Source organism: Micromonospora sp. BRA006-A (genome assembly GCF_033433935.1).
GTDB classification, from domain to species: Bacteria; Actinomycetota; Actinomycetes; order Mycobacteriales; family Micromonosporaceae; genus Micromonospora; species Micromonospora aurantiaca.
In genome coordinates, this window is the sequence record NZ_JANCLW010000001.1 from 3,485,501 (window position 1) to 3,508,833 (window position 23,333).

Annotated in this window: 19 protein-coding genes; 9 read left to right on the plus strand and 10 right to left on the minus strand. The window is 75.1% G+C overall.

Features of this window, described 5'->3' with window-relative positions:
* Positions 1–2: 2 nt before the first annotated feature.
* Positions 3–794 (plus strand): polyprenol monophosphomannose synthase, encoded by a 792-nt coding sequence (locus NMK34_RS15755; RefSeq protein ID WP_318334031.1) that lies wholly within the window; start codon positions 3–5, stop codon positions 792–794.
* 53 nt (positions 795–847) lie between these two features.
* Positions 848–1,381: an FxsA family protein gene (locus NMK34_RS15760; RefSeq protein WP_318334032.1), complete on the plus strand. Its 534-nt coding sequence runs from the start codon at positions 848–850 to the stop codon at positions 1,379–1,381.
* Between the two features lie 152 nt (positions 1,382–1,533).
* On the opposite strand, the gene NMK34_RS15765 is transcribed toward NMK34_RS15760, so the two are convergent.
* Entirely contained in the window at positions 1,534–1,875 is a 342-nt protein-coding gene (locus tag NMK34_RS15765; protein WP_007070998.1) for an RNA polymerase-binding protein RbpA, read from the minus strand.
* Between the two features lie 225 nt (positions 1,876–2,100).
* Here NMK34_RS15765 and NMK34_RS15770 point away from each other — a divergent pair, with 225 nt between their 5' ends.
* Positions 2,101–3,582: a peptide MFS transporter gene (locus NMK34_RS15770; protein WP_318334033.1), complete on the plus strand. Its 1,482-nt coding sequence runs from the start codon at positions 2,101–2,103 to the stop codon at positions 3,580–3,582.
* Positions 3,583–3,588: 6 nt separating this feature from the next.
* Here NMK34_RS15770 and NMK34_RS15775 read toward each other — a convergent pair whose 3' ends face one another.
* The 3 genes from NMK34_RS15775 to NMK34_RS15785 are packed head-to-tail and all read right to left on the minus strand — an operon-like array spanning position 3,589 to position 6,810.
* Entirely contained in the window at positions 3,589–4,179 is a 591-nt protein-coding gene (locus NMK34_RS15775; protein WP_318334034.1) for a pyridoxamine 5'-phosphate oxidase family protein, read from the minus strand.
* Between the two features lie 60 nt (positions 4,180–4,239).
* On the minus strand, positions 4,240–5,445 hold the full coding sequence (locus NMK34_RS15780) for a hypothetical protein (RefSeq protein WP_318334035.1): 1,206 nt from the start codon (positions 5,443–5,445) through the stop codon (positions 4,240–4,242).
* A 12-nt stretch (positions 5,446–5,457) separates the two neighbouring features.
* The gene (locus NMK34_RS15785; RefSeq protein ID WP_318334036.1) at positions 5,458–6,810 is read right to left on the minus strand and encodes an MFS transporter; all 1,353 of its coding nucleotides are present in this window, start codon (positions 6,808–6,810) and stop codon (positions 5,458–5,460) included.
* Positions 6,811–6,883: 73 nt separating this feature from the next.
* Here NMK34_RS15785 and NMK34_RS15790 point away from each other — a divergent pair, with 73 nt between their 5' ends.
* From NMK34_RS15790 to NMK34_RS15805, 4 genes are read left to right on the plus strand one after another with little or no spacing between them, the layout of a single operon-like run.
* On the plus strand, positions 6,884–7,546 hold the full coding sequence (locus NMK34_RS15790) for a TetR/AcrR family transcriptional regulator (protein WP_318334037.1): 663 nt from the start codon (positions 6,884–6,886) through the stop codon (positions 7,544–7,546).
* Positions 7,547–7,600: 54 nt separating this feature from the next.
* Positions 7,601–8,908, plus strand: a complete 1,308-nt coding sequence (locus NMK34_RS15795) for a flavin-containing monooxygenase (protein WP_318334038.1) — start codon at positions 7,601–7,603, stop codon at positions 8,906–8,908.
* A complete protein-coding gene (locus NMK34_RS15800) occupies positions 8,905–9,777 on the plus strand; it encodes an SDR family NAD(P)-dependent oxidoreductase (protein ID WP_318334039.1) in 873 nt (290 codons plus the stop codon). The genes NMK34_RS15795 and NMK34_RS15800 overlap by 4 nt, the downstream gene beginning before the upstream one ends.
* Before the next feature lie 10 nt (positions 9,778–9,787).
* Positions 9,788–10,297 carry an NUDIX hydrolase gene (locus NMK34_RS15805; protein ID WP_030272300.1) on the plus strand — a complete coding sequence of 170 codons (510 nt, stop codon included), beginning with the start codon at positions 9,788–9,790 and terminating at the stop codon, positions 10,295–10,297.
* Here NMK34_RS15805 and NMK34_RS15810 read toward each other — a convergent pair.
* The 5 genes from NMK34_RS15810 to NMK34_RS15830 all read right to left on the minus strand — a co-directional run bounded on the left by NMK34_RS15810 (position 10,294) and on the right by NMK34_RS15830 (position 19,737).
* Positions 10,294–12,471, minus strand: a complete 2,178-nt coding sequence (locus NMK34_RS15810) for a glycoside hydrolase family 95 protein (RefSeq protein ID WP_318334040.1) — start codon at positions 12,469–12,471, stop codon at positions 10,294–10,296. The genes NMK34_RS15805 and NMK34_RS15810 overlap by 4 nt on opposite strands.
* Complete coding sequence (locus NMK34_RS15815; RefSeq protein ID WP_318334041.1) at positions 12,468–13,487, minus strand: LacI family DNA-binding transcriptional regulator; 1,020 nt, start codon at positions 13,485–13,487, stop codon at positions 12,468–12,470. The genes NMK34_RS15810 and NMK34_RS15815 overlap by 4 nt, the downstream gene beginning before the upstream one ends.
* A complete protein-coding gene (locus NMK34_RS15820; RefSeq protein WP_318334042.1) occupies positions 13,484–15,889 on the minus strand; it encodes a beta-glucosidase family protein in 2,406 nt (801 codons plus the stop codon). Before NMK34_RS15820 ends, NMK34_RS15815 begins: the two co-directional genes overlap by 4 nt.
* Before the next feature lie 240 nt (positions 15,890–16,129).
* Entirely contained in the window at positions 16,130–17,326 is a 1,197-nt protein-coding gene (locus NMK34_RS15825; protein WP_318334043.1) for an ROK family transcriptional regulator, read from the minus strand.
* Between the two features lie 47 nt (positions 17,327–17,373).
* The gene (locus tag NMK34_RS15830) at positions 17,374–19,737 is read right to left on the minus strand and encodes a TIM-barrel domain-containing protein (protein ID WP_318334044.1); all 2,364 of its coding nucleotides are present in this window, start codon (positions 19,735–19,737) and stop codon (positions 17,374–17,376) included.
* A 115-nt stretch (positions 19,738–19,852) separates the two neighbouring features.
* On the opposite strand from NMK34_RS15830, the gene NMK34_RS15835 reads away from it, so the two are divergent.
* On the plus strand, positions 19,853–21,853 hold the full coding sequence (locus NMK34_RS15835) for a beta-galactosidase (protein WP_318334045.1): 2,001 nt from the start codon (positions 19,853–19,855) through the stop codon (positions 21,851–21,853).
* 51 nt (positions 21,854–21,904) lie between these two features.
* Here NMK34_RS15835 and NMK34_RS15840 read toward each other — a convergent pair whose 3' ends face one another.
* On the minus strand, positions 21,905–22,534 hold the full coding sequence (locus NMK34_RS15840; RefSeq protein ID WP_412098888.1) for a LysE family translocator: 630 nt from the start codon (positions 22,532–22,534) through the stop codon (positions 21,905–21,907).
* A gap of 249 nt (positions 22,535–22,783) precedes the next feature.
* Between NMK34_RS15840 and NMK34_RS15845 the strand changes: the two genes are divergently transcribed.
* Positions 22,784–23,320: a GNAT family N-acetyltransferase gene (locus NMK34_RS15845; protein ID WP_318334047.1), complete on the plus strand. Its 537-nt coding sequence runs from the start codon at positions 22,784–22,786 to the stop codon at positions 23,318–23,320.
* Positions 23,321–23,333 lie beyond the last annotated feature (13 nt).

Consider the following 23,333-nt stretch of genomic DNA (forward strand, 5'->3'; position numbering starts at 1 on the left):
CGGTGGGCGTGGCAGCCGACAGGCGGACGGTCGGCCATCCCGGGGTGGGGCGGGTCCTGGTGGTCATCCCCACCTACAACGAGGCCGACAACGTCGGGCGCATCGTCGCCCGGGTACGCGAGGCGGCGCCGGCGGTGGACGTCCTCGTCGCCGACGACAACAGCCCCGACGGCACCGGAGCGATCGCCGACACGATCGCCGACGGCGACCCGGGGGTGCACGTGCTGCACCGGGCCGGCAAGGAAGGACTCGGCGCGGCCTACCTGGCCGGGTTCGCCTGGGCGCGCTCCCGCGGCTACGACGCGGTGGTGGAGATGGACGCCGACGGCTCGCACGCCCCGGAGGACCTGCCGGCGCTGCTGCACGCCGCCCGCCACGCCGACGTGGTGATCGGCTCCCGGTGGACGCGCGGCGCGCGGGTCCTGAACTGGCCGTGGCGGCGGCTGCTGCTGTCCCGGGTCGGCAACCTGTACGCGCGGCTGGCGCTGGGCATGCCGGTCAGCGACGCCACCGGCGGCTACCGGGTGTACCGGGCCAGCGCGCTGGACGCGATCGACCTGGACTCGGTGCGGTCCCAGGGGTACGCGTTCCAGGTGGAGCTGTCGCGGCTGGCGCACCGTGCCGGGGTGCGGATCGTGGAGGTGCCGATCACGTTCGCCGAGCGGGAACACGGCGACAGCAAGATGAGCCCGCTGATCGTGGCGGAGGCGTTGTGGCGGGTCACCCGCTGGGGGGTGCGGGACCGCCTGGCGACCGCTCCCGCCCGCCCGGACGCGCTCGCGCGCTGGCCTTGAGCCGGGGCGTGTCATGCTTGAGGGGCGTGATGACCCCGGGCTGATGAGGTGAGATGCGCCGAGGACTGAAGTACGTACCACCGGCCCTGTTGCTGTTCGCGCTGCTGGAGCTGACTGTTTTCGTGCTGGTCGGCCGGGCCGTCGGGTTCGGCCCGGCGGTGCTGCTGGTGTTCGGGGCGTCCCTGCTGGGGCTGGTGCTGCTGCGCCGCGAGGGCATGCGGGCGTGGCGCGGTTTCCGCGCGGCGGCGCAGGCCGGCCGTCCGCCGGGCGCCGAGGTGACAGACGGCCTGGTGGGTCTGCTGGGTGCGCTGCTGCTGGCGCTGCCGGGCCTGGTCAGCGGCGTGGTGGGCCTGCTGTTGCTGGTGCCGCCGCTGCGCCGGCTGGCCGGTGGCGGGGTGCGCCGGGCCACCGAGCGGCGGGTGTCGTCGATGGTCGCCGGTGACCTGTTCGGGCCGCGCCGGGTGCGTGTGTACCGGGGTGCGCCGCAGCCCGCGCCGTCACCGTCGCCTGGTCCGGCGCCTTCGCCGTCGCCCCAGCCGGTCACCGACCCGGGCAAGGCCATCGAGGGCGAGATCGTCGACCGCTGACGCGCGTGAGCCCTTGATCAACACCACTTCGCCGAGGTGGTGGCATCAGCGGGCGTCTGACCCCGCCACCTCCCCGAACTGGCGACCGCCCCGGTGCCGGACAGCGAAACGCCCCCGGGATCCCCGGGGGCGTTTCCGCGCGTTACGGATGGTCAGGCGCGACCGCGGCGGGTCCGGACCTCCTGGAGCCGCTCGGCGAGGATGTCCTCCAGCTCGGCGATCGAGCGCCGCTCCAGCAGCATGTCCCAGTGGGTACGCGGCGGCTTGGCCTTCTTCTGCTCCGGCTCGGTGCCGTCGACCAGGCGGGCGACGCTGCCGTCGAACTTGCACTCCCAGGTCGTCGGGACCTCGGCGTCGACGGCGAACGGCACCTCGAACTGGTGGCCCTTGGCGCAGAGGTACTCGCGGGTCTGGCGCGGCGCGAGCTCCGTGTTGCGGTCGGACTCGTAGCTGACCGCTCCCAGCCGGCTACCGCGCAGCATGCGCTCGCCCATGATCGACTTCCCCTCGTTCGTGGTGCTGGTCTTCAGGTGTAACGACCGGTCACCGCTCACCCATTCCCCGGCCCACGGCGGCAGGGCCGTACGCGGGTCGGGAGTGTCAAGGGTAACCGGCCATGACAGCTGCCCGGCGGGGTCGTCCCCGGCCGGGCCGAATCGGTGGAGTGTTTCGCCTGTCAACGGGGATGTTACCCACCTGTTTGCGTGCCGGAGGTGACGATGAGCAGTGACGCGCCGGTCGGGGCCCGACCACCAGCCGGGAAGACCTTCTTCGGTCACCCCCGCGCGCTGTCCACGCTCTTCCTCACCGAGATGTGGGAGCGGTTCAGCTTCTACGGCATGCGGGCGATCCTCGTGCTGTACCTGACCGCCGCGGTCGCCGACGGCGGACTGGACCTCGGCGAGTCCAGCGCCAACGCCGTGTACGGCACCTACAACGCCATGGTCTACCTGATGGCGCTGCCCGGCGGCTGGGTCGCCGACCGGCTGATCGGCGCGCGGCGCAGCGTGCTGTGGGGCGGCGTGGTGATCGCCGCCGGTCACTACGTGATGGCGATCCCCACCGGGTGGAGCGTGTTCGCCGGCATGGCGCTGATCGTGCTCGGCACCGGCCTGCTCAAACCGAACATCTCCACCATGGTCGGTGACCTGTACGAGCGGGACTCGCCGCGCCGCGACGCCGGGTTCTCCATCTTCTACATGGGCATCAACCTGGGTGCGTTCATCGCGCCGCTGATCACCGGCTTCCTCGGCGAGAAGATCAACTGGCATCTGGGGTTCGGCGCCGCCGCGGTCGGCATGACCTTCGGCGTGCTCCAGTACGTGCTGGGCCGCCGCAACCTCGGCGACGCCGGCGCCCGCCCGGCGGACCCGCTGCTCGGTGCCGACCGGCGGCGCGCGCTGACCCGCGTCGGCGTGGCGAGCGTCGTGGTGCTCGCCGTCCTGCTGGTGCTGCTGGTGGCCGGCTGGTTCACCGTCGACACGGTGGTCAACCTGCTCACCGTGGTGACGGTGCTGGTGACGGTCGGCTACTTCGCACGGATCCTCACCGACCGGGAGATCAGCGGCACCGAACGCAGCCGGATGAAGGCGTACGTGTGGCTGTTCCTGTTCGCCGCCTCGTTCTGGCTCATCTACGACCAGGCCGGGTCGGTGCTGAACATCTTCGCCGCCGACCAGACCGACAGGTCGGTGGGCGGGTTCACGTTCCCGGCGTCCTGGTTGCAGTCGGTGAACCCGATCCTCATCATCATCGGCGCGCCGCTGGCCGCCGCGCTGTGGCTCAAACTCGGCCACCGGGTGTCCACGCCCACGAAGTTCGCCGTCGGCCTGGTACTCAACGGCCTGTCGTTCGTGCTGATGGCCGCCGCCGCGCAGGCCGCCGTCGGCGGCGACCTGGTCTCACCGCTGTGGCTCGTCGCGGTGTACGCGATCCAGGTCGCCGGTGAGCTGTCCCTGAGCCCGGTCGGCCTGTCCGCCACCACGAAACTCGCCCCGGTCAAGTACGCCAGCCAGATGCTGGGCCTGTGGTTCCTCGCCACCGCCGTCGGCGACGCCATCGGCGGTCAGGTGGCCCGGCTGGCCGGCACCTGGTCCCAGCCGGTGTACTTCCTGACCTTCGGGCTGGCCTCGGTGGTGCTGGGCCTGGCCGCGGTGATGTTCACCCGCCAGATCCGGCACCTGATGGCCGGCATCCACTGACCGCGCTCACCCCGCCGGGGCCGGCGGCAGCGGCAACGGCAGGCCGGGCAGCCCGTCGATGCTGGTGGCGACGTGGTCCTTGCCGGCGAAGTACGCGCTCAGCGACGCGTCGTCCTCCCGGGCGAACCGGCGTTCGTGCAGGTCACGGTCGGCGTCGTAGGTCATGAACGGCACCGCGTAGCCGCAGGTGTCGCGGACCAGCTCGGCGCGCACCACGATGATCGCCCGCAGCCCGTGTGGACCCGGGTCGATGTCCGGGAAGTGGGCCAGCAGGCCGGGCCAGCGCGGGTCGTCGCGGAACACCGGCTCACCGCGCCCGTGCACCCGCACGATGTTCGGCGGGCCGGCGAACGCGCACCACATCAGCGTGATCCGGCCGTTCTCCCGCAGGTGGGCGATGGTCTCGGCGTTGCTGCCGGCGAAGTCGAGGTACGCCACGGTGTGCTCGTCGAGCACCGCGAAGCAGCCGCGCAGCCCCTTCGGGGACAGGTTGACGGTGCCGTCACCGGACAGCGGGGCGGTGGCCACGAAGAACATCGGCTGCGCCTCGATGAAGTCCCGCAGCCGGCCGTCGATGCGCTCGTACGTCTTTCCCATGCCCCGATCCTCGCCGCCGGCAGGGTTGCGGCGCTGCCCCGTTCCCAGCCCGTGGCCGCCTCAGCCGGTACGCGTGCCGAGTCGCGCCAGCGCCGTCGCCAGATCGCTCACCTGGTCGGCGAGCTGCCCGGCCCGGCGCTGCGCGGCGTCCCGGTCGGCCTCGATCACCGCCGTCCGCGCGGCCAGGTCGGCCGCCCGGGCCTCGGCGGCGCTCGCGGCCCGCCGCGCGTCGGCCAGCTCCGCGGCCAGCGCGTCCCGTTCGGCGGTACGGGCGGCAGCCCGCTCCACCGCGGCGGCCACGTCGGCACGGGCGCGCTCGACGACAGCGGCAGCCTCGGCACGGACGGCCTCGATCGCCGCGCTCGCCTCGGCCCGGGCTCGTTCCAGCGCCGCCTCGGCGTCGGCGCGTGCCGCGTCGGCACGGTCCCGTTCGGCGAGGGCCTGCCGCGCGGCGGCCACCTGCGCGTCGGCCCGCTCGGTCGCGGTCCGGGCCGCGCGCTCCGCCTCGGTGGCCCGCCCCTGGGCGGCCTGCGCGTCGGCGCGGGACTGTTCGGCCCGGTCCAGGGCCTCGGTGGCGGAGCGGGTGGCCCGCTCGGCGTCGGCGCGGGCGGCGTCCCGCTCGGCGGTCACCTCGGCCGCCCGGCGGCGTTCGGCGTCGCGTTCGGTGCGTACCGTGCGCAGTTCGTGCCGGGCGGAGTCGCGGTCGCGTTCGGCCTGCACCCGCAGCGCCTGCGCGGCGCCCGCCTCGGCGCGGGCCGCGTCGCGGGCGTCCTCCGCCGCGGCCGCCCGCTCGGCGGCGGCGGACGCGGTGACCTGCGCCCGTTCGGCGCGGTCGGCGGCGGCGTCGCGGTCGGCGTACGCGGTGCGGGTCTGCTGCCGGTCGCGGGCCGCCGCGGCGGTCGCGTCCTCGGCCTCGCGGCGGGCCTCGTCGCGTTCGGCGTGCGCGGCGGCGACCTGCGCGGCGGTCTCCGCGCGCAGCTCGGCGAGCTGCCGCTCCACACCGGCCGGGGACAGTTCGGCGTGCAGCGCCTCGGTGAGCGTCTCCACGATCTGGTCGAGCCGGTCCACCGCCTCCCAGGTGCGCGCCACCTGCCCGGGCAGGCCGGGGGAGTTGCGGTGACGCATCCGCGAGTTGCGGGCGGCCCGCTGGCAGGCGCCGTCGTTGTCCCGGCAGTAGCGGAACGGGCGGCCCGCGCCGACGCGCTGCGGCACGTCGCGTCCGCAGTGGGCGCAGGGTCGGGTGTCGGTGGCGGGCTCGGCGTCCATCGGGGGCGAAGTCTAGTGGGCGGCGTCCGCGCGGGCCGCGCCGTCGAGGGTGTAGCGGCGTTGCAGCAGCACCGCGACCACCATCACGGCGGCTGGCAGCAGCCCGAAGCCGTAGCGCAGCGCGTCCAGCGCGGCCGGGGACTGGGTCACGGTCTGCCCGGCGGTCGAGGCCACGAACCCGCCGGCGGCGAGGCACAGCGCGTACGCGTACGGGCCGAGCGCGGCGCCGGTGGCCTCGGTCGCGGTCCACACCCCGGTGTACGTGCCGGCCCGCTCGGTGCCGCCGGCCGCGCGGATCACGTCGGGCAGCATGGAGAACGGCAGCAGCTGCATGCCGGCGAACGCCACCCCGAGCACCGCCACGGCGGCCACCAGCACCGGCAGTCCGGCGGGACGGCCGATCGCCAGCACCAGCGACCCGACGGCGAACGCGGCCTGCCCGGCGAGCAGGGCACGCTGCTTGCCGATCCGCCGCGCCACCGCCAGCCAGCCGGGGGTGACCAGCAGCGCCGGTGCGACGAACGCGGCCACCAGCACCGTGGTGAGCCCGGGACGGCCCAGCTCGTACTCGGCGTAGTAGGGCACCCCGGCGAGCACCAGGTGGGTGGTGGTGGACATGGCCAGGTACGCGCCGACCAGCCAGCGGAACTGCCGGTCCCGCAGGCTCGCCGCCAGCGCCCGCCACCCGCCCGGGCCGTGCGGCGGGGCCGTGTCGGCGGCGGTACGGCGCAGCCGGCCGATCCCGGCGACACCGACCAGCATCGCGGCGAGCATCCCGGCCGCCAGCACCACCCCCATCCGCAGGTAACCGTCGCGGGTGGCGTCGTCACCGCCGGCCAGCAGCGGCGCGAGCAGCCCGGAGACCAGGATGCCGAGCGTCAGCACCACCATCCGGAACGCCATCAGCCGGGTCCGCTCGTGGTAGCCGATCCGCAGGTCCGCCGGGGTCGCCAGGTAGGGCACCTGGTACGCGGCGAACAGCAGGTTGCCGACGACGAAGAACACCGCCACCCAGCCCGCCGCGGCGGTGCCGGTGAGGCCGCCGGGCACCGCGAACAGGGCGGCGAACGCCAGCGGCAGCGCGCATCCGGCCAGCAGCAGCCGACGACGGTGACCCCGGCGGGCCTGCTCCACGTCGCAGCGGTGCCCGATCCACGGGTGCAGCAGCACGTCGGCGATCTTCGGCAGCAGCAGCGTGAGCCCGGCCAGCCACGGCGCGACGGCCAGCACGTCGGTCAGGAAGTAGAGCAGCAGCAGCCCGGGCACGGTGACCCACACGCCCATGCCGAGCGAGCCGGTGGCGAACCCGGCGAGCGGGCCGCGCGGCAGGGTGACCGCGTCGGAGCGCTGATCCAGCCCGGTCATGGCGGTCTCCTGTCCTCGGGGCGCGCCGCCCCCAATCCAACGGATGCTGGATTGTAGGGGTAACAATGGCCGGATGACCACGCCCCGCCGCCGTCCGGGCCGGCCCCGCCGCGACGACCAGCGGCCGACCCGTGACCTGGTGCTCACCGTCGCCACCGCGTTGTTCGCCGAGCGGGGCTTCGACGCGGTGAGCGTCCGCGACGTCGCCGCCGCGGCGGGCGTGGACGCGGCCACCGTCGTGCACCACACCGGCACCAAGGCGCAGCTCTACGACGCCTGCTTCGCCCGGGTGTTCAGCGCCGAGCGGGAGGTCATCGAGGCGGCCGGGGAACGCGCCCGGGCGGCCCTGGCAGCGGGCCCGCACGACGCGCTGCGGGCGCTGCACGACCTGCTGGACGTGTTCGTCGACTTCCTGGAGGACCGGCCGGAGACGACCGCGTTGTGGCTGCGCCGCTGGCTGGAGCCGCAGCGGCACGGCGAGCTGGACCGCCGTTACGCCGCCCCGCTGTACGGGCTGGTCGAGGAGCTGCTGGTGGCGGCGTCCGGAGCCGGCGCGCTGACCGAGCCGACCCCGCACGTGACGGTGCGTTCCCTGGTCTGGGCGGTGCACGGGCACGTGGTGGCGATCGCCGCCGGGACCGGCTCGGGGGCGCGGGAGCGGCGGGAGTTCCGGGCGTTCGTGCACCGGTTCCTCGACGCGCTGTACGCCGGCGGCCCGGGAGACACCCGCCCTTGACGCCGGCCCGCGCTCCGGGGATTATCCATCGGTCGTTGGATTTAGGAGGCGGGTATGGCCACACCCAGGGTCGCTGTCGTCGGCGCCGGAGCCGCCGGGCTGGCCACGCTCAAGGCGCTCGCCGACGCCGGTGTCCCGGCCGTGGCGTTCGAGGCGGCGGACACGCTCGGCGGCCTCTGGGTGTACGGCGCACCCGGCTCGCCCGCGTACCGCACGCTGCACCTGAACACCAGTAAGGGACGCACCGAGTTCGCCGACCACCCGATGCCCGCCGACTGGCCCGACTACCCCGACCACACCCGCGTCGCCGGCTATCTCGGTGACTACGCGGACCGGTTCGGGCTGCGCGAGGCGGTACGGCTGCGGCACACCGTCGAGCGGGTCACCCGCACCGGCGACGGCTGGCGGGTACGCGCCACCGGACCGGACGGCCCGGTCGATGTCGACGTCGAGGCGGTGGTGGTCGCCAACGGGCACAACCGGGTGCCGAAGCGACCCGAGCCGTACCCGGGCGAGTGCACCGCCGAGCAGATGCACAGCCACGACTACCGCAGCCCGGAACAGCTCGCCGGGCGCCGCGTCCTCGTGGTCGGCGGCGGCAACTCCGCCATGGACATCGCCGTGGACGCCTCGTACGCCGCCGCGCGCACGCTGCTGTCGCTGCGCCGCGGCGTCTGGGTGGTGCCGAAGTACCTGCTCGGCTGCCCGTCGGACACGCTCAACGGCGCGCTGGCGCGCCGGCTGCCCTGGCGGCTGCGGCAGCGGATCAGCCAGACCATGATCACCACTGCGGTCGGGCCGCCCACCCGGTACGGGCTGCCCGCACCGGCGCACGGCTTCCTCCAGGACCACCCGACGCTGTCCGACGCGCTGCTGTCCCGGCTCACCCACGGCGACATCCAGGCCCGGCCCGGCATCACCCGCTTCGACGGCGACCGGGTCGAGTTCACCGACGGCCGCCACGACGAGGTCGACCTGGTCGTCTGGTGCACCGGCTACCGGGTCGAGATGCCGTTCCTCGACCCGGCGCTGCTCGGCGACGGCGCCGACCGGCTGCCGCTGTACCGGCACGTGTTCCACCTGGACGCCCCCGGTCTGGCGTTCGTCGGGCTCATGCAGTCCACCGGCGCGGCGTTCCCCCTGGTCGAGGCGCAGGCCCGGCTGGTGGCCGCGCGACTGGCCGGCACCTGGACGCCACCGGACCCGGCCCGGCAGGCCGCCGCCTGCCGCGACGAGCTGCGCGCCGCCACCGCCCGGTGGGGGCAGCGCCGCCCGCACATGCGCGTCGACTTCGACGTCTACCTGGCCGAACTGGGCCGCGAACTGGCCGCCGGCCGGCGCCGCGCGGGAGCGGCGCGATGAGCGCGGCAGGCCGTGAACGGCCCGGCACGAACGTGCCGGCGCGCGGCACCGGGCTGGCCGGTCGTCGGGTGCTGGTCACCGGCGCCCGAGGCACGTTCGGGCAGCACCTGGGTGCCGCCCTCACCGCCGCCGGGGCGCGCGTGGTCGGGCTGGACCTGCACGCCGACCTCGACGCCACACCGCCGGTACTCGGCGTCGACCTGACCGACCCGGCCGCGACGCCACCGGCGGTGGCCGCGGCCGTCGACCGGCTAGGCGGGCTGGATCTGCTCGTCAACAACGCCGGGGTGGGCGGACCCGCGCCCGCCGAGCTGCCGCCGGACGAGGTGGTACGCCGCCAGATCGAGGTGAACCTGCTCGCCGCCTGGCGCACCACCGCCGCCGCGATGCCGGCCCTGGAGGCGGCCCGCGGCCGGGTGATCTTCGTGGCCAGCCGGATGGCGGTGCTGCCGCTGCCCCTCGCAGCCGCGTACGGGGTCAGCAAGCGGGCGCTCGTCGCGTACGCCGACGCGCTGCGCCACGAAGTAGGCACCCACGTGGGCGTCAGCGTCGTCTACCCGAGCATGGTCGCCTCCCCGATCCACGACAGCACCGTGGCGGCCGGGCTGTCGCTGAGCGGGGTGTCCCGCCCGGAGCCGGTCGAGGGGGTCGTGGCGGCGATCCTGCGCGCCGCCACCGCCCGGCGCGCGCCACGGGACGTGGCCACCACCCGGCGCGGCCGGATCGAACTGGCGCTGGCCCGGCACGCACCCGCGCTGGCCGACCGGATGGTGCGCCGTACCGTCGCCGGACGGCTGGCCGCCGGTGACCTGGACGGTGCGGCGCTGGCCGAAGGCATGGTCCGGCGGCACCGGCAGGACCGCCGGTAGCCTGCTCGGCATGGCCGTCTCGCCCTACATCGCCCGGCTGCGCCGCCACGTCGGCCACGACCTGCTCATGCTGTACGGCGTCAGCGGCGTGGTCACCGACGACGCGGGACGGGTGCTGCTTGCCCGCCGGGGCGACAACGGCCGCTGGTCGGTCCCGGCCGGCACCGTCGACCCGGGCGAGCAGCCGGCCGACGCGCTGGTGCGGGAGGTCCACGAGGAGACCGGCGTCAAGGTGGCGATCGACCGGCTCGCCGGTGTCGCCACCCACCCGGTGGTCTATCCGAACGGCGACGCCTGCGAGTACCTGAACATCTGGTTCCGCTGCCGGGCGGTCGGCGGGGCGCCGGCGGCCGACGGTGACGAGTCGCTGGCGGTGGCCTGGTTCGCCCCGGACGCGCTGCCCGACCTGGACGACTGGGCGCGGCTGCGGATCGGCACCGCGCTCACCGACGACGCCCCGCCGTGGTACGCCGCGCCGGGGGAGAGCCATCCGGCGCTGCACCAGCCCGACAACCTCTAGCCGAACGCCACCTCGTACGGCCGGTCCTGGACCAGATCCACCGCACGGTGGCCGCCGGGCGCGTGCACGACGACGCGCTGCGCCACCGGCGTCACCAGTCGCGCCCGCACCCGGCCCGGCGCCCAGGTCAGCTCCTCGACGGTGACCCGGCCCCGGCAGGTGACGCCGCGCAGCGTTCCGGCGGGCAGGCCCGGTAGCGGCGCGGGGAGCAGCCGTAGCGTCCCCGGGCGCGACTGCACGAGCGACTCGATCAGCACCGCCGGCAGCGCGTGCGCGGCGTCGGCGTTGTACGTGGTCCGGCCCGGGTTGTGCGCGCTCATCAGCGACCGGAAGAACATGTCCGCGCCGAGGATCTTGCGCAGGTTCGCCGCGACCAGGTCGCCGTCGCGCAGCCGTGCCGCCGCCAGCGCCCGGTGCAGGCTGCCGTGCGCGGACCGGTTCTCGTCGCCGCGCAGCGTCAGCGCCCGGTGCGCGGCGGCGGCCAGCTCCGGGGTGTCGTCCCTGTCGATCTCGTGCAGCGGCCACACCGGATACAGGTGGCTGACGTGCCTGTGGTCCTCGTCGCCGGTGCTGCCCGGCCACGCCCACTCGGCGAGCGCGCCACGCCCGTCCACCAGGTAGTCCGGCGGCCGCACCCCGGCCCACCTGTCGTCGCCTGTGACCTCGGCGGCCAGCCGCAGCGCGTGCCGGGCCGCCGCGACGTCCATCGTGGCGTTGACGGCGACCGGCGCGGCCCGGCCGGTGTCGTCGTACGGGCCGGTCTCCGGCGAGTACGACGGCACCAGCGCGGGCCGCCCGCCCACCGCGGTCAGCACGTCGGCGAAGAAGTCCGCCACCTCGGCCAGCCAGCCGGCCACCTCGCCCAGCGGCTCACCGGTGACCAGGTGGTGTTCGTGCAGCGGGTGCAGCAACCAGTCCGCGCCGGCCAGCCACGCGGTGAACGGCCAGTCGGGGTGGACGTGGAACAGGTGCCCGTGCTCGCCGTCGGTGCGGCTGGGCGCGAGCAGCCCGCGTGCCCCGTACACCGCCCGGGCGTTGGCGCGCCAGTGGTCCACCTGCGCGGCGACCAGCCGGGCGTGCGCGGCTGTCACCTCCGGCAGCGCGCCCACGTTCGCGCCCGCGAGCTGGAGGTTCAGGTTCGCGTCGGTGGTGAAGTCACCGGCCCACGCCGCGTCCCACGAGCCCAGCCACAGCCCGGTCAGCCGGGGCGGCAACACCCCGCTGGCGCTGAACAGCAGGTACCGGCCGGAGTGGAACAGCCGTTCCAGCAGCGCCGGGTCCAGCCGGTCCGGCGCGGCGGCCTGCCGGGCCAGCAGCTCACCCACGGGTAGCGCCCGGTCGGCGGCGGCCACGCCGAGGTCCAGGCCGACCCGGGTGTACGGACCGCGATGGCGCGGCACGTGCCGCGCCAGCAGCGTGCCGTAGTCGGCGGCCAGCGCGGCGAGCCGTCGTTCCGACGCCCGGGTACGCCACGGCGGCGCGTCGGGCCGGTCGACGAGCGTGGTGAGCAGCGCCGGTCCGCGTAGCCGCACCCGGTCGCCGTCGACGGTCACGTCGCCGCGCAGCAGGGTCAGCCCCTCGAACCCCCACGCGCCACCGGCGTCCGGGTAGCGGGCGCGTACGCGCAGGAACACCAGCCCGTCGCGGCGGTACGCGGCGCGCTCATAGACCACGTCGGCCGGCTTGCCGGGCAGCTCACCCGTCGCCCCGACCACGCAGTCGCCCTGGTCGAGGTGCAGCACCGCGACACCGTCGGCGCGGGAGGCGAAGCAGCGCCGCCGCCCGCCCGGCCACTCGACGGTCACCTCCCCGCTGGTGAAGTCGGTGCCGCGCCGGTAGCCGCGTACCGGTCCGGGCGGCGCGTCGACGGTGAGCGCGTACCCGGGGTGGAACGACTGGGTCCACTCCAGTTCCCGGCCGCCGGTGAGCAGCCGGGCGGCCTCGGCCCGGCGTCCGGCGAGCACCAGCGCGCGGATGTGCGGCATCCGGCCGGCCAGCTCGGGCGCGCGGGCGTCCCGGGTGCCGTTCGGCAGGACGAGCCGGTGGTGGTTCACCACGATCCGTTCCGCGTGCGGCCGCCCGAGGACCATCAGTCCCAGCTCGCCGTTGCCGGTGAGGAAGGCGTCCGTCCAGTCGCCGGCCGGCGCGGTGTCGTGGATGCGATGCGCCGTCACCGGGCGGCGCTGGTGTCCCGCACCGTCAGGTGCGGTTCCAGCAACGTCACCTCCGGCACCGGCTCGCCGGTCAACCGCCGCATCAGCAACGCCACCGCCTGCCGGCCGACCTCCTCGGCGGGCACCGGTACGCAGGTGAGCCCTGATTGTTCGGCCAGCTCGTCCGGGCAGATCGCGACCACCGACACGTCGCGGGGCACCCGGCGGCCCAGCAGCGGCAGCGTGGCGAGCACCGGCCCGACCGCCGACTCGTTCTGCACCACCAGCCCGGTGACATCCGGGTGGTCGGCGAGCAGCGCCTCCAGATCGCGGCGTACCGCTGCCGGTCCCTCCTCGCAGGGACGGGTCACCGCGTCGACGCCGAGCCGCTCGGCCGCGGCGCGTACCCCGGCGCGGGTGCGGTGGGCGAACCCGGTGCCCCGGTCGTAGACCGCCGCCGGGGCGCCGAGCAGCGCGATCCGCCGGTGCCCGGCGGCAGCCAGGTGTTCCACGCACAGCTCACCGGCGCGCCGGAAGTCGAGGTCCACGCAGGCCAGCCCGGTGCTGTCGGCGGGGTGCCCGATCAGGACGCCGGGTAGCGCCAGCTCGCGCAGCAGCGGCACCCGGGAGTCCTCCAGTTCCACGTCCATCAGCAGCACGCCGTCGACGAGCGCGCTGCCGGCGATGCGGTGCAGCCCGGCCGGTCCCTCGTCGGCGGTGACCAGCAGCACGTCGTGGTCGTGGCGGCGGGCGGTGGTGACCACGGCGGTGGCGAACCGCATCACCACGGGCACCTGCATGCCGGTACGCAGCGGCAGCACCAGCGCGATCACGTTCGCCTTGCGGCTGGCCAGCGCGCGGGCCCCGGCGTGCGGGTGGTAACCGAGCGCGCGGATGCTGGCGAGCACCCGCCCGCGGGTGGTGGCGGAGATGGTGCGTTTGCCGCTGAGCACGTACGACACGGTGCTGGCGGCCACCCCGGCGTGCCGGGCCACATCGGCGATGGTGACCTGCTCACCCGGGGTGCGCCCGCTCACCGGGCCGCTCCGATGCGGGAGTCCGCCGGCTCGGCGGTGGCGTCGCCGCCGGTCACGGTCAGCGTGCCGGCGAGCCGGATGTCGCGCGCGGATCGGCCGGCGAGCACGGAGTGGACGGCGTCCTCCACCACCATCGCGGCGCGGGTCTCGTCCCACCAGGCCAGATCGGCGGTACGCAGCCGCAGCGTCACCCGGGCGGCGCAGCCCGGGTCGAGCGTGACGCGGGCGAAGTCGCGCAACTGCCGCAGCGGCTGCTTGACCCGGGAGCGCCGCTGCCGGGTGTAGAGCTGCACGACCTCGGTGCCCGGCCGACGGCCCGTGTTGGTGACCTCGACGCTCACCTCCACCTCCTCGCCGGCGCGCGCCGTGGTGGTGCTCAACCGGAGGTCAGCGTAGTCGAACGTGGCGTAGCTGAGGCCGTGCCCGAACGGGTACAGCGGCTCACCCCGGTGGTAGAGGTACGTGGCGTCGGCGCCGATGACGTCGTAGTCGAGCAGGTCGGGCAGTTCGGCGGCGTCGGCGTACCAGGTCTGGGTGAGCCGTCCGCCCGGGTCGGCGGCGCCGAGCAGCACGTCTGCCAGCCCGTTGCCGTGTTCCTGTCCACCGTGGGCGCTCCACAGCACCGCCGGCACGTGCTCCTGCGCCCAGCCCACCGCGTACGGGTAGCTGCTGGTCAGCGCCAGCACGGTACGCGGGTTCGCGGCGTGCACGGCCCGCAGCAGCTCCGCCTGGCCGGTGGGCAGCGCCAGGTCGGCGCGGTCCTCGGTCTCCCGGCCGTTGACCATCGGGTGGTTGCCGAGCACCACCACCGCCACGTCGGCGCCGGCCGCGAGCGCGGCGGCAGCGGCGGCACCGTCGACGAGCAGCGTCACGGTGAACACGGCCGGGTCGCCGGTGGCGACGCTCAGCCGTCCGTCCGGTGTGACGCCGACGTGCCGGCCGCTGGCGAGGTGGTGCAGCAGCGCGGTGCCGTCGGGCCGGTGGTGCAGGCGGAACGTCTCGCGGACCACCCAGCCGCCCGGTCCGTCACGGTCGGCCACGAGGGCTCCGGTGTCGTCGGCGCCGACGTACCGGCCGGTGTCCACGGCGCGCAGCGCCACCACGTCCTGCCCCCAGTCGACCACGTCGAACTCGGCCGCCGTGCTGCCGAGCGCCAGCAGGCCGTCGTCGAGGCGTACCGCCCGGTCACCGACGTGCAGGGTGATCCGGTCCATGCCCGAGTGGGTGGTCACCGCGGGCAGCCGCCCGAGCAGCCCGGCGTACGGGCTGATCGCATACGGCGGGGTGCCGCTGTACCAGTCGGTCAGCACGGTGTCGGCGAGCGGGCCGAGCACCGCGACCCGGGTGCCGGGACGCAGCGGCAGCAGGCCGTCGTTGCGCAGCAGCACCACCGACTGACGGGCGGCCTCCCGGGCGAGTTCCCGGTGGGCGAGGCTGTCGAGCGTGTCCGGCGGCACGTCGTCGTGCGGGTCCGGGGCCAGGTCGCCCAGCCGCGACCGCACGGACAGGATCCGCCGCACCGCCCGGTCCACGTGGGAGGGCTCGATCAGCCCGCGCGCCAGCGCCTCGGTGAGACGTTCCACTGTGGGGGCGCTGTCCTCGTCGTCCTCGGTGAAGCTGTCGATCCCGGCGCGCAGCGCGGCGGCGAAGCCTGCCACGTGGTCGGGCAGGTACTCCTGCACGCCGGCGATGTTGCCGACCGCCCCGGCGTCACCGACCACCAAGATCTCGTCGTCGGCGTAGCCGCGCAGCTCACCCTCGATGAGCGGGCTCAGGTGCGCCGGTACGCCGTCGACCAGGTTGTACGACGCCATCACCGCCACCGCCGCACCCGCCGCCAGGGGAGCGCGGAAGGCGGGCAGCTCGTACTCGTGCAGCACCCGCGGCGGCAGGTCGCTGGAGGTGGTGGCCCGGTCGGTCTCGTTGTTGTAGCCGAGGAAGTGCTTGAGCGTCGGCGCGGTCCGCAGCCGGATCGGGTGGTCGCCGCGCAACCCGAGCGCGTAAGCGGTGGCGAGCCGGCCGGTCAGCCACGGATCCTCGGACCAGCCCTCCTCGTTGCGTCCCCATCGGGGGTCGCGCAGCGGGTTGACCACCGGCGCCCACACGTTGAGGCCGACGCGGTCCGGGTCGGTCCGGTGCTTGACCCGTACCTCGTCGCCGACGGCGGCCCCGACCGCCCGGATCAGGTCCGGGTTCCAGCTCGCGGCCAGGCCGATCGCCTGCGGGAAGACGGTGGCGGTGCCGAGCCACGCGACGCCGTGCAGCGCCTCGGTGCCGGTGCGGAACGCGCGCAGGCCGAGCCGGGGCACCGGCGCCTGCCACTGGTGCAGCAGGCCGAGCTTCTCCGGCAGGGTGAGCCGGGCCAGCAGGTCGTCGAGGCGGTGGGGGACGGGGTCGGTCATGGTGGGCGCCTCCGGTCGGCGTTCGGGCCGCCACTCGTTCGTCGAAGCGCTTCGACGAACGAGCCGGTGATGCGGCGGCGCGTACGCGAAAAGGGGTGGTGGTGGGGGTCGGCGGTGTCGGCCCGGAGCGGTGGTGAAGCGCTTCGACAACCGCCGAGAAACACGCCGCTTCGCAGGTTGCCCGGTCCCGGAACGCGGCGCTACCGAGGTTGACACCTTCCGGCGGGTGCGGTCAAGGGGTCATCCGGCGGGCAGGCGTCCTGCCTCCACTGTGGCCAGTGCGGCGGTGGCCCCGCCCAGCGCGCCGGCCGCGGACCCGAGCGTGCTGGCCTCCAGTCGTACGCCGGGCGGGACGGGTGTGCGGGCGGCGAGTTCGGCGTGGGCGGCCGGCAGCAGCCACGGTGCGAGCGCCGCCAGGTGGCCGCCGACCACCACCACCTCCGGGTCGAGCAGCCCGGACAGCACCGATGCCGCCTGCCCGAGCAGCCGGCCGATCTCGGTGAGCCCGGTCCGTACCGGCTCGTTCCCGGCGCGGGCCAGGGCCTGGATCCGTTCGATCTCCGGCAGGTGGTCGGTGACCGGCCCGGCGTCCGGTAGCAGCCGGCCGATCACCGCGTCCACGCCGAGGAGCGCGGTGAGGCAGCCGCGCCGCCCGCAGTCGCAGGGCGGCCCGTCAGCGGCCAGCGGCAGGTGCCCGACGTCGCCGGCGAAGCCGCGGCCGCCGCGCAGCAGCCGGCCGCCGCTGATGAGGCCCGCGCCGATCGCGGGGCCGCCGGTGAGGTGCACCAGGTCGGTGGTGGCGGCGTACGGGCCGTGCCGCCGCTCGGCCAGCACGGCGAGGTTGGCCTCGGTGTCGACGGCGACGGGGAAACCCGGATCGCGCAGCGCGCGGCGCACCGACGCGGCAAGCGGCACGCCGCGCCAGCCGAGCGCCGGGGCGGCCGGCACGTCGCCGTCCGGGTCGACGAGCCCTGGTACGGCGACGGTCAGGCCGAGCACGGTGCGGTCGGCGCCGATGCGGGTGACGGCCCGCCGGACCAGCGCGGCGAGCGCCTTCACCGTCTCGTCGGGACCGGCGGTGGCGGCGGGGAACGCGCGCCGCCAGGTGAGCACCGGGTCGCCGCCCAGTCCGGCGGCGACCGCCACCAGTTCGTCCGCGCCGACGCGCAGGCCGAGCCCGGCGTAGCGGGAGCCGTCGAGCACCAGCATGGTGGCCGGGCGGCCCACCCGGTTCTCGGTCAGCCCGGTCTCGCGCAGCAGGCCGTGCTCGATCAGTTCGGCGACCAGGCTGGAGACGGTGGCCTTGTTCAGCCCGGTGCGCGCGGCGACGTCGGCCCGGGAGCAGGGGGCGTGGCGGCGGACGTGCCGGAGTACGGCGGCGCGGTTGGTCACCCGCACGTCGCCGAGGTCGGCCGTCGGCCGGTCGATGCTGATCACGTACTGCCCGCCTCCTGCGCCCGGCCCGAGTTCGGCTACAGCTTAAACTAAATGGGCGAGAGTCCGGCCGGCCGGGCCGGGCCGCCGAACCACGGCGCGAACGGCGTCACCGGGACCGGCTCGCCGTCGAGCACCACCCGGCGCGGCGGGTCCTCCCCGACCACGCTGACCCGCCGCACGTCCAGCGGCCCGTCCACGCGTACACGCAGCGTGTCGCCGTCGCGTACGGCGGTGATCGTGGTGTCGCCGTCGGGATCCCGCACCACGCTCACGCCGTCGACGCCGCCCCAGGCCACCAGCGTGACGTCCCGGAACGGGCCGGTCCCGACCGTCGGCGCGGGCGCCACAGTGGGGATCAGCGCGCCGTGCCGCACGTACAGCGGCAGCCGATCGAGGGGCACGCGCACCCGCAGGTGCCGGCCGCCGGGGTGCCGCTGCCCGGTGTACGCGTCGAGCCAGTCGTCGCCCGCCGGCAGGTAGACGGCGCGTTCGCCGGACGGGTCGAGCACCGGCGCCACCAGCAGGTCGGGGCCGAGGCGGTACTGGAGGTCGGCGGTCCAGGCGGCCGGGTCGTCCGGGGTGTCGACGAGCAGCGCCCGCAGCATCGGTCCGCCGGTGCGGGCGCTCGCCACCGCCGCCGACCAGAGGTACGGCAGCAGCCGGTAGCGCAGCCGCAGCGCGTCCACCGCGTGCCGTTCCGCCTCGGGCGGGAACTCCCACGGCAGCCGGCTGGTGGTGCCGTGCAGCCGTACCAGCGGGGAGAGCGCGCCGAACTGGGTCCAGCGCACGTACAGGTCCGGTTCGGGGGTGCCGTGGAAGCCGCCGGTGTCGTGGCTCCAGAACGGCACGCCGGACAGCCCGTGGGACAGGCCGCCGCGCAGCGTGCTGGCCATGCCGGGCCAGGTGGCGTTGACGTCGCCGCTCCACTGGGCGCTGTGCCGCTGCCCGCCCAGGTACGAGGAGCGCGCCCACACGGTGCGGTGCCCGGCCACCTCCTCGGTGACGTCGGCGACCGCGTCGTTGAACAGCAGCGCGTACACGTTGTGCAGTTCCACGCCGGTCATGCCGTTGTGCGCGACCGCGTCCGCAGGTACGCCCTCGGCGAAGTCGGTCTTGAACGCCGCGACGCCCTGCGCCAGCAGCGGCCGCAGCAGGCCCTGGAACCAGCGCACCGCTGCGGGATTCGTGAGGTCCACGATGGCGCATTCCGGGTAGCTGCCGTGCCAGGTGTCGGCGACGTACGTGCCGCCGTCCGGGCGGCGCAGGAAGTACCCGGCGGCCTCGGCGTCGGCGTAGAGCGGGCTGCCGGTCATCAGGTACGGGTTCATCCACAGGCACACCCGGAAGCCCTGCGCGGTGAGGTCCTTGAGCATGCCGTCCGGGTCGGGGAAGGCGTCGGCGTCCCAGCGCAGGTCCGACCAGTGCCCGGCGACCTGCCAGTAGCAGTCGAGGTGCAGCACGTCGCAGGGGATGTCCCGCTCGCGGATGCGCCGGGCCCGTTCCAGCACCCGCTGCTGGGTGTCCGGGAAGAAGCCGGACGAGATCCACGCGCCGAACGCCCACCTCGGCGGCAGGTACGGCCGCCCGGTCAGCGCGTCGAGCCGGTCGAGCACCCGCTCCGGTGTGGGTCCGGCCAGCACGTAGTAGTCGAGCAGGTCGTCCGGGACGAGGATCTGCACGCTGCTGTGCGTGCTCGCGCAGACGTCGAACTGCACCGGCAGCCCGCTGTCGACCAGGACGCCGTAGCCGCGGTCGGACAGGTAGAACGGCACGTTCTTGTGCGAACGGTCGGACTCGCCGCCGAACGCGTCGAAGTTCCACATCAGCGGTCGCTGGCCGCGCTTGTCCAGCGGCGTGAACTTCTCGCCGAAGCCGACGAACCGTTCGTCGCCTGGTGCCACGAAGCTCTCGTGCCAGGCGGCCGGCTCGCCGTCGACAGTGGAGCGGCCGAGCGGCAGCGTACGGCGCCGACCGCTGATGTCCCGCGTACCGCCGTCGGCGGCCAGCAGCAGCCGCCCGTCGGGGGTGACGAAGCGCAGCCCCCACGGGTCCAGGCGCACCTCGGCGACCACGCCGCCGGCGCCCACCCGGACGTGCCCGTCGGCCACTGTCACGGTGGCCGGGTGCGGCTGCGGGTGGACCAGCGTCAGCGCTGCTGCGGACCGGCTGCGGACGGCGAGGTCGTCGGCGAGGCGTACCCGGATGATCCCGTCCCCGGCGACCTCGACGCGCGCGACAAGCGTGCGACCGGACGCGCAGGTCGCGGTGAGCGTGACGCCGTGCGCGTCGGTCGCGGCCACAGCGGCCCGCAGCACGTCGTCGGCGCCCTCCTCGCCGGGGGCGCGGACCGGCAGGTCGGGCGGGTCGGCCACGAACGTCTCGTACGGGACCAGCGGCGGGCGGTACGGCATGGGCGTCTCCTCGCGGCGTCCACGGGCGGTCCCGCCAGTTTCTTTGGAAGCCCAACTAACTGTCAATGATCGACGGCATTGACTTTCCTTCTCACCTGTTCCTATTTTGGCCGGGATGCCAACTAAAACGCCGTGGGACGACGGCCGGCTCTGCTACGGCGGGGACTGGAACCCGGAGCAGTGGCCGCCCGACGTGTGGCGCGAGGACGTCGCCCTGATGCGCGCCGCCGGGGTCAACCTCGTCACCGTCGGCGTGTTCGCCTGGTCCCGGCTGGAACCCGAACCCGGCCGCCACACGCTCGACTGGCTCGACGACGTGCTGGACCTGCTGCACGCGGGCGGCATCCGGGCCGCGCTGGCCACCCCCACCGCGTCGCCGCCGCCGTGGTTCTCGCTGCGCCACCCGGACGCGCTGCCGGTCACCGCCGACGGCGTACGCCTGACCCACGGCAGCCGCGACACCTACTGCGCCGCCGCGCCCGCGTACCGGGAGGCCGCCCGGAGCATCGCCGAGGTGCTGGCCGCCCGGTACGCGCACCACCCGGCGCTGGCGCTGTGGCACGTGCACAACGAGTACGGCACCACCTGCCACTGCCCGCACACCGAGGCGGCGTTCCGCCGCTGGCTGGCCACCCGCTACGGCGACCTCGACGCACTCAACGACGCCTGGGTCACCAGCTTCTGGAGCCAGCACTACTCCGACTGGGCGCAGGTCGGCACGCCCCGCGCCACCCAGTACCTCGCCAACCCCGGCCAGCTGCTCGACTTCCGCCGCTTCTGGTCCGACACGCTGCTGTCCGCGTACACCGAGCAGCGGGACCTGCTGCGCGCGGCGAACCCGGCGGTGCCGGTCACCACCAACTACGTGCTCGGCGACTGGGTGCCCGTCGACCACGCCCGCTGGGCCCGCGAGGTCGACCTGGTCGCGGTCGACCACTACCCGTCCGCCACCGGCGCGGGCGCCGAGGAGCAGACCGCGTTCGCCGCCGACCTGGCCCGCGGCTGGGCCCGCCACGGCGCCGGCCGTCCGGTTCCGTGGCTGCTGATGGAGAGCGCCCCCAACCAGATCCACACCGCCGGGCGCATGCACACAAAGGAACCCGGCCGGATGACCCGGCACAGCCTCGCCCACGTCGCGCGCGGCTCCGCCGGCGTGATGTTCTTCCAGTGGCGCGCACCGGCCGGTGGGGCGGAACGCTTCCACTCCGCGGTGGTGTCGCACGCCGGGGCGGACACCCGCGTGTTCCGCGAGGCCGCCGACCTGGGCGCCGCGCTGGGCCGGCTCGCCGGGACCGCGCCGGGCCGCGTCCAGGCGGCGGTGGCCATCGCGTACGACGCGGCGAGCGGCTGGGCACTGCGGCACCCGGGGATGCCCCGCGACGCACTCGACCACCCCGGCGAGGCGGCCGCTGCGCATCGGGCCCTGTGGCACGCGGGCGTCACCGCCGACGTGGTGCCGCCCGGCGCCCCGCTCGACGGTTGCCGGCTCCTCGTGCTCCCCGCCCTCTACCTGGCCTCCGACGCCACAGTCGACTGGGTACGCCGGCACGTCCACGACGGCGGGCACCTGCTGGTGACCTGGCTCAGCGGCGTCGCCGACGAGCACGCCCGGGTACGCCTCGGCGGCTACCCGGGCGCGTACCGAGACCTGCTCGGCGTGCGGGTGGAGGAGTTCCACCCCCTCGCCGACGACGAACACGTGCCGCTGACCGGCGGCGGGACCGGCCGGATCTGGTCCGAGACGGTGCACCCGGCCGGCGCGGAGACGGTCAGCGCGTACGCCGGGGGAGCACTGGACGGGCGGCCCGCGATCACCCGGAACCGGGTCGGCGACGCGTACGCCTGGTACGTCTCCACCCGCCCCGACGACGACACCTACCGGCGACTGCTCACCGAGGCGGCAGGGCTCGCCGGCGTGACCCCGGCCTGTCCCGGCGCGCCCGAGGGTGTCGAGGCGGTACGCCGCCACGACGGCCTGCTCTACCTGCTCAACCACACCGACCGGCCGCAGCGGGTGCCGGCCGCCGGGTTCGAGCTGCTCACCGGCGCGACTGTCGACGGCGAGTGGACGGTGGCGCCGGGCGGCGTGGCGGTGGTGCGCGAGGAGACCCCGTGACGAGGCGCTGGTGGTGGAGCGGCGGCGGGCGCTGAGGCGCGTACCCCCGGGTCAGGGGGTGGCGACGGCGGCGCGGGAGCGGTCGGCGGCGATCCGCACCGCGAGCGCCGCCAGCACCGTGCCCATCACCCACCGCTGCACGCGCGCCCAGCCCGGACGACGGGTCAGGAACGCCGACACCGAACCGGCGCTCAGCACGATGAGCGCGTTCACGGTCAGCGCCACGACGATCTGGGTCAGGCCGAGCAGCAGACTCTGCACCGCCACGTGCCCGCGCGCCGGGTCGACGAACTGCGGCAGCAGCGACACGTACAGGATGGCGATCTTCGGGTTGAGCAGGTTGGTGACCAGGCCCATGGTGAACAGGCGCCGGGGCCGGTCCGGCGGCAGCGGCGCCGGGGTGAACGCCGACGCGCCACCCGGGCGCAGCGTCCGCCAGGCCAGCCACAGCAGGTACGCCGCGCCGGCCAGCTTCACCGCCGTGTACAGCGGCGGGACCAGCACGAACACGGTGGCGATGCCGGCCACCGCGGCGGCCAGGTAGACCAGGAAGCCGACGGCCACGCCGAGCAGCGACACCAGCCCGGCCCGCCGCCCCTGCGTCACCGACCGGGACACCAGGTAGACCATGTTCGGCCCGGGTGTGAGCACCAGACCGAGCGCCACCAGACCGATTCCCATGACCGCGCCGACAGTGATCACATCGCCTCCCCGTTGCCGCCTGTGAACCGGACCTTACGCCCACCCGCCGACACCCACCGCCCCGTCCCCCGCCCCTGCTCCCGCCCCGGCCCCTGCTCCGGCGATCATGAAGTTGGCGGGGACAAATCGGTCGCCGACTGCCGCTAACTTCATGATCGCCGGAGCCAGAGGCAGGGCGCGGGCGCTTTGGGGACGGCGCGGGACGGGGGCGGTGGGGATACTTGCCGCATGTCGATCGTGCTGTCCGCGACCGCGACCGCGACCGCGCCCGGTCTGCTGCTGCGCCCGTGGCGCGACGGCGACGCCGACGCGCTGATCGAGGCTTACCGCGATCCGGTGCTGCGCGCCTGGACCAGACATCCGGTGACCGGCCCGGAGCAGGCGCAGGTGTTCCTGCGCCGCAGCCACCAGGGCTGGGCCGCCGGGCACCGGTTCATGTTCGCGGTGCTGGAGGGGGAGCAGGTGGTGGCCTGCGTGGTGCTCAAGGACGTCCGCCCGGGACGTCCGTCCGCCGAGATCGGCTACTGGACGGCCGCGCCGGCACGCGGCCGGGGCGTCGCGCCACGGGCGGTGGAGGCGGTCACCGCGTGGGCGTTCGCCCGGTTCGCCGCCGCCGGCCTGACCCAGATGGAGCTGCTGCACCAGGTCGACAACCCGGCGTCGTGCCGGGTGGCGGAGAAGAGCGGGTACGTCTTCGCCGAGGTGCTGCCGGCCCGCCCGCCGTTCCCCCGGGACGGCCACCGCCACGTCCGCCGCCTGCCCTGACGCCGGCCCGGTC